The following is a 6,664-nucleotide window of genomic DNA, read 5'->3' on the forward strand; positions in this document are numbered from 1 at the left end:
CAGGTCCGATTTCAACGATGATATCCGCGAACTTACCACGACCACCGGACTGCTTCTTGAACACCTCGCGGTGCTGAACAGGCTGAGTGATGGCCTCTTTGTAGTTAACCTGAGGAGCACCCTGGTTGATGTCAACGCCGAACTCACGACGGAGACGGTCAACGATGATGTCGAGGTGGAGCTCACCCATACCGCTGATGTCGGTCTGGCCGGTCTCTACGTCTGACTTCACGGTGAAGGTAGGGTCCTCTTCAGCAAGCTTCGCGAGTGCGATTCCGAGCTTGTCGAGATCCTTCTGAGTCTTTGGCTCCACAGCAAGTCCGATAACTGGATCTGGGAACTCCATTGACTCGAGGGTGATAGGCGCACCTTCGAAGCAGATGGTATCTCCAGTGCGGAGATCCTTGAAACCGACTGCAGCGCAGATATCACCTGCCTCTACGAACTCGATTGGGTTCTGCTTGTTTGAGTGCATCTGGAAGAGACGTGAAACACGCTCCTTCTTGCCAGAACGGGTATTGAGCACATACGATCCAGCGTCAAGCTTACCTGAATAAGCTCTGAGGAATGCAAGACGACCTACGAATGGGTCGGTTGCAATCTTGAATACGAGGGCAGCAAATGGCTCCTTAGCGTCAGACTTGCGCTCAATCTCGTCTCCGGTAGCAGGATCGGTTCCCTTGACAGCACCCTTGTCGAGTGGAGATGGAAGGAAACGCATAACTGCGTCGAGGAGGAACTGAACACCCTTGTTCTTGAATGAAGAACCGCAGCATGCAGGGATGATCTGCATGTCGATGGTAGCCTGACGGAGAGCAGCGATGAGCTCGTCCTCAGTGATGGAATCTGGATCCTCGAAGAACTTCTCCATGAGAGTCTCATCTGACTCTGCGGCAGCCTCTACGAGCTTCTCTCTCCATGCCTGTGCCTCGTCAAGCATATCTGCTGGGATATCCTTGATCTCATAGTTCACGAGATTCTCGGTATTGTCATAGACCATTGCCTTCATGGCGATGAGGTCGATGATACCTGCGAACTTGTCTTCTGATCCGATAGGGAGACAAATTGGAACTGCATGAGCGCCGAGTTTGGTCTTGATCTCCTCAACCACTGCGAGGAAGTCTGCACCGACACGGTCCATCTTATTGACATAGGCAATCTTTGGAACGCCGTACTTGTCTGCCTGGCGCCATACGGTCTCTGACTGAGGCTGTACGCGGCCGACTGCGCAGAAAGTAGCGACGGTACCATCGAGCACACGAAGTGAACGCTCCACCTCAACGGTGAAGTCAACGTGGCCCGGAGTATCGATCAAGTTGATCTGATACTGGTCGCCCTTGTAATGCCAGAATGCTGTTGTTGCAGCAGAAGTGATGGTGATACCACGCTCCTGCTCCTGAACCATCCAGTCCATGGTAGCAGCACCCTCATGAACCTCACCGATCTTGTGTGTCTTACCGGTGTAGTAGAGGATACGCTCTGAAGTGGTGGTCTTTCCGGCATCGATGTGGGCCATGATGCCGATATTTCTGGTAAATTTAAGATCTCTTGCCATTGTTCGTCGTTAAAAGATGAGGGATTAGAAACGGAAGTGTGCAAATGCCTTGTTTGCTTCTGCCATTCTGTGCATATCCTCCTTTCTCTTGAAGGCTGCACCCTCACAGTTGTAAGCGGCGATAATTTCGGCACAGAGCTTTTCTGCCATGGAGTGACCAGAGCGCTTGCGGGCAAAGAGAATCATATTCTTCATAGAAAGTGAAATCTTCCTTTCTGGACGCACCTCCATCGGCACCTGGAAGTTTGCACCACCGATACGGCGTGACTTAACCTCTACCTGAGGGGTCACGTTCTCGAGTGCCTTCTTCCAAATATCGAGAGGAGCCTGATCAGAATCCTTCATCTTCTCGCCTACCATATCAATGGCATCGTAAAAAATAGAATACGCGATACTCTTCTTTCCCTGCAACATAAGATTGTTCACGAAACGTGTAACGTTCACGTCGTGGAACTTAGGATCAGGAAGTAGAATCCTCTTCTTAGGCTTCGTTTTTCTCATTGTTGTGAAAAATTAAATTAGGTGATAAAATAAAAAATTACTTCTTAGACTTCTTTGGCCTCTTGGCGCCGTAGAGTGAGCGTGACTGCTTCCTACCCTCTACGCCAGCGGTATCCAAAGCTCCTCTAAGGATGTGGTAACGTACACCTGGAAGGTCCTTTACACGACCACCACGTACGAGCACGATTGAGTGCTCCTGGAGGTTGTGACCCTCGCCTGGGATGTACGCATTGACCTCTTTTGAGTTGGTAAGACGTACACGTGCTACCTTACGCATTGCTGAGTTAGGCTTCTTAGGTGTAGTGGTGTACACACGCACGCAAACGCCCCTTCTCTGAGGGCAAGCATCAAGAGCGCGAGACTTGCTCTTTACTTCTACAACCTCGCGTCCTTTGCGAACTAATTGCTGAATTGTTGGCATAAATGATTGTAAATCTTTAATTTATGTTTCACTTCCCCACTTTTAGGGGGCTGCAAATATACGGATAATTTTCCAAATAGCAACAAAATTATTATATTTGTGATATAACCGCATGAATTATGGAGCCTGATTACCAATGGATTATCACGAAGGTTGACGGTAAGATCGCGTCAGTCTCGCTGGATTACGGCGGTCTCTACAAGATCGCATCGATGCTCTACGGAGTGAAGCCCGGCCTCTCGAAAAAGAAGCAGATGAGTGCTGCGGCAAAGATGAGCCGCACCGCGCAGACCATCTCGACCGAGAAGGTGGACACCGACACCCTGATCAAGCTGAGCGAGAACCTACGCTGGGAGGACCTCAAGCTCTACGGCACCGAATTCCAGCTGGGAGTGTGGAAACAGCTGTTCATGCTCAACCACGCCGAGGACGGAGGACAGGCCCCTGAACCGAAGCTCCTGAGCTACTCCGAGTTCGCGACCGTATGCGGGAACCGCCCTGGAATCAGGGCCGTCGCCCATGCAGTGGGACTCAACCCCGTGGCCGTGCTCCTGCCATGTCACAGAATCATCCCTAAGGAGTCGCTCGACCGCATCGCGGAGATAGAGGTCGCTGCAAGGAAGACCATATTCAAGGGTGCGGACATCTGGCTCTTCGACGCAATAGACTTCGGCGAGTATGCTCTCGGCACGAAGGTCAAGAGGTACATACTCGGACGCGAGTTCTCCTACGGCTGCGCTTCTATCTGATCTGGTATTCGCGCAGAGCCTGACGGTAGGCTATGCACTGATCCACATACGAGTCTTCGCTCTGGCGGAGGCTCGTCTGCGTCTGCAGGAGCTCGGACATGGTCACCATGCCGGCAGAGAATGAGAGACGCTGGCGCTCATACACGTCGCGCGCATATTCGACGGACTGCTCCGCAAGCTGCAGCTGTTCCCACGCGGTGGTAAGGTTGACCCAGAGCTGGCGTGCACGAAGAAGCAGCTGGGCATCGAGATATTCCTGCTCATTGCGGGCCTTCTCGACCTCATAGCTGAAGCGCCTTATCTTGCGCGAAGCCTTTCCCCAGTCCGAGATCGGAATCCTGACCATCGCATATACGGCACCGTTCATCCTGCCGTCGCCCACGGTCTTACCATAGCCGTACATGGCTCCGACACCAACCTCCGGCAGAGTCTCGCCGACCGTCATCTTGCGCTGGAGGTCCTTCGCCTCCACCTGCAGGGCAAGCAGCCTGGTCTCATCCATCCTGTCCGCGAGTTCCTCTTCGGGAACATAGTATGAATCCGGAGAACGAAGGCCGCCGAGGTCGTCGTCCATCACGATATCGTCGATATAAGGCCTTTCCGCAGTCGCCACTGCCTGGACGGTGGAATAGTCTATGCCCAGGGCGTTGCAGAGATCCATCTTCGCGAGCCGGGTTCCGCCCTTGAGCTGAAGTTCCGAGCTCTTGAGCTCAGACACACGCAGCTTCACCATCATCACATCGCTGTCGGTAAGGACGCCAGCGTCCCTTGCCGCGAGCACGTCCTTCTCGAGGGAAGCGAGCAGTGCGGAAGCCTCCTCGAGCGTCTTCTTCTTTTCCTGAAGCGACACGACCATCCAATACTTCTGCTCAACCTGGAGCTCGGTGTCGCGATGGCGCAGGCTCTGCTGAAGCTCAGCCGCCTTTACGCCAAGAGAAGCGAGACGGTTGCCGTTCACTATTCGTCCGCCCGCAAAGACAGGCTGCGTGACAGTCACGGTCGCGCCGTATCCGTACTGCAGGGCCTTGTACCTGGTCGGCAGGTCATACTGCGGAGCCAGCTCATCCACATAGTTGCTGATGTTCCACGCATTGTCGGACTTGCCGAGGATGTCCGTAACGCCCAGATCGATGAAAGGATGGAGCGCATGGAAGGCCACAGCCGTAGCCGAGACGCTTGGGAAGTACTCGGCGAGCGCCTCCTGCTTCTGGGCACGCGCGGCAAGCACGTCCAGTGCGGCATTGCGTTCGTACGGATCGTTCCTGCGCGCGAGCTCCTTGCACTCCGGCAGGGTGAGCACCCTCTCCTGAGCATGGGCCGACCCACCGGCAATCAGCAACATCGCTATGATATATATGGTCTTTACTTTCATTTCTTATCCGCGTTCTTGAATAGCTGCCAATACGAGATAGGCATGATGAGCACGATGAGGAAGATCGAGAGCAGGGTTCCGAAGCATATCACGATACCCATAGGCATCCAGAGGAAATCTCCGCTGAGTATCATCGGAAGCACTCCGAGCGCGGTCGTGCAAGAGGTGAGGAAGATCGGGCGCATACGCCTCTTTCCGGCTTCCATCGCCGCAGTCCTGACGTCCTTTCCGCGCTTGAACCTCTCATCCTCCGCATACTCGAACATGAGGATACCGTTCCTGACGATAATGCCCACGAGGCTCACGAGTCCGAGCACCGCCGTGATGGTGAAATCCATGTCGAAGATCCACAGTCCGAAGAAGGCACCGAAGAGGCAGAGCATGCTCATCGAGAGCGTCAGCACTGCGAGGGAAGCCTTCTTGAAATGGAAGAGCAGGAAGATGAAGAGCACCATGACGGCTGCGAAGAAGGACCATGCGATCTCCGGGAAGACCTGATCGTTGGCAGCGGAAAGTCCTCCGAAGCTGACCTGGACGTCGTCCCCGAATTCAGGACGGAGCTCCGTGTCGATGAACTTCTGTATCTTCTTCATCGCCACCGGCTGGCTCTGGCCTGTCCTCATGTCCGCATACACGCTCACGGCCTCGCGTCCCGCCATGTGGTCAAGCTCCGTGAGCGACCAGTCCGGCGAAACATACGCAACCTGCCTGAGCGGCACGGTGACTCCAGGGACTGAGGTTGCCACCATCTGGTTCTCCACCGTCTCATAGTTCATGCTTCCGTCGATTCCTTCGCTGTAGAGATTGACAGGAACCTGCCTGTCGCCCTCCCAGAGGGTCGAAATCGTCTGGCCGTTGAAGGTGCCGGCAAGGGACATGGCAAGCATGGTCTTGTTCACGCCGAGCCTCGTCGCCTCATCGGCATTGAGGGTGATGTTGACCGAGCTCTGGAAGTTGTCGCAGTTGCTGTGTATCCACTTGAGCTCGTCGTCGAGCGAGTACATGTATCTCTTGAGCTTCTCCGCCGCAGGGAGCAGAGCGTTCCTGTCGTCACCGGAGAAAGTGACCACGATCGCCGCCTCCGCACCGTTGTAGTCCATCTGCTTGTAGCGTATCACGGCCTCCGGGAAGATATGCTCATAGTTCTTCTCATATTCGCGCAGGATCTCCTCCGTCGCCCTGGTCGAAGTCGTGTTCACGAGCATCTGTGCCACGCCAGGTCCAGGAAGCTTAGGCGGATAGGTCGCGGTGAAGCGGGGAGCACTGGTGCCTATGAAGGATGTCACCGAAGTCACTCTCCTGTCCTTCAGGAGCATGTTCTGGAGCGAATCGACATAGTGCTTGGTCTTGTCAATCGTCTGTCCGGTCTCAATCTCCATCTCAATCACGAAGAAGTCGCGCGCCGCATCCGGCATCATCTGGATATTGGTCTGGCTGAACATCACGAGTCCGAGCACCACCGCCGCAAGGCCACTGACTAAGGTGAACAAAGGACGCCTGAAGCACCACTCCTGGACGGTCTCATAGAACCTCTGGATGAGGTCGAAGAACCTGTCCTGGGCCCTTGTAACCAGACTCTTCTTCCTGCTCGGATCGAGAGGCAGCATCCACTTTATCTCCATCGACGGCACGACGCTGACTGCGAAGAAAAGGGACATCATCAGCGATATCGTGATCACGATAGGGAAGAGCTTCACGAAGTCGCCGAGGTAGCCGGTTATGATCATGGTCATAGGGTAGAACATTGCACAGATGGCCGCGGTGGCGATGAAGGTCGGCATGAAGAGCTCCTTCGCGCTGGCGCATGCCGCCTCGAGCGGCGAGAGTCCTCGTCCGAGCTTGTCCATGTATCCGTCTATGGTGATGATCGAGTCGTCCACTATCATTCCCAGACAGACTATCAGCGCGGCGAGGGTCACCGTGTTCATGTCTATCTTGAAGAAGTACATGCATGCCAGGGCCACCGCGGTGCAGACCGGAACTCCCGAGCTGGCGATGAGCGCCGAGCGTATAGGGAAGAGCAGCACCATCACGAAAACCACGACGAGCATGGAGATCAGCAGGTC

At 54.6% G+C, this 6,664-nt stretch carries 6 protein-coding genes; 1 reads left to right on the forward strand and 5 read right to left on the reverse strand.

The features are described from left to right. From fusA to rpsL, 3 genes are all read right to left on the reverse strand, one after another. Window positions 1–1,555, reverse strand: a 1,555-nt coding sequence (gene fusA, locus AC06ND_RS09395; protein ID WP_475678723.1) for an elongation factor G, incomplete at its 3' end; no start/stop codon positions are given. A gap of 24 nt (window positions 1,556–1,579) precedes the next feature. Then, window positions 1,580–2,056 carry a 30S ribosomal protein S7 gene (gene rpsG / locus AC06ND_RS09400; RefSeq protein ID WP_475678724.1) on the reverse strand — a complete coding sequence of 159 codons (477 nt, stop codon included), beginning with the start codon at window positions 2,054–2,056 and terminating at the stop codon, window positions 1,580–1,582. A 37-nt stretch (window positions 2,057–2,093) separates the two neighbouring features. Next, a complete protein-coding gene (rpsL, locus tag AC06ND_RS09405) occupies window positions 2,094–2,477 on the reverse strand; it encodes a 30S ribosomal protein S12 (RefSeq protein WP_475678725.1) in 384 nt (127 codons plus the stop codon). A 119-nt stretch (window positions 2,478–2,596) separates the two neighbouring features. Here rpsL and AC06ND_RS09410 point away from each other — a divergent pair, with 119 nt between their 5' ends. Beyond that, window positions 2,597–3,226 (forward strand): MGMT family protein, encoded by a 630-nt coding sequence (locus AC06ND_RS09410; protein WP_475678726.1) that lies wholly within the window; start codon window positions 2,597–2,599, stop codon window positions 3,224–3,226. Here AC06ND_RS09410 and AC06ND_RS09415 read toward each other — a convergent pair. Both AC06ND_RS09415 and AC06ND_RS09420 read right to left on the reverse strand, forming a co-directional pair. Continuing rightward, window positions 3,219–4,598 carry a TolC family protein gene (locus tag AC06ND_RS09415; protein ID WP_475678727.1) on the reverse strand — a complete coding sequence of 460 codons (1,380 nt, stop codon included), beginning with the start codon at window positions 4,596–4,598 and terminating at the stop codon, window positions 3,219–3,221. The genes AC06ND_RS09410 and AC06ND_RS09415 overlap by 8 nt on opposite strands. Beyond that, a partial coding sequence (locus AC06ND_RS09420; protein WP_475678728.1) for an efflux RND transporter permease subunit occupies window positions 4,595–6,664 on the reverse strand: 2,070 nt, incomplete at its 5' end. The genes AC06ND_RS09415 and AC06ND_RS09420, both read right to left, overlap by 4 nt.

It is taken from the genome of Candidatus Cryptobacteroides sp., from assembly GCF_056207615.1.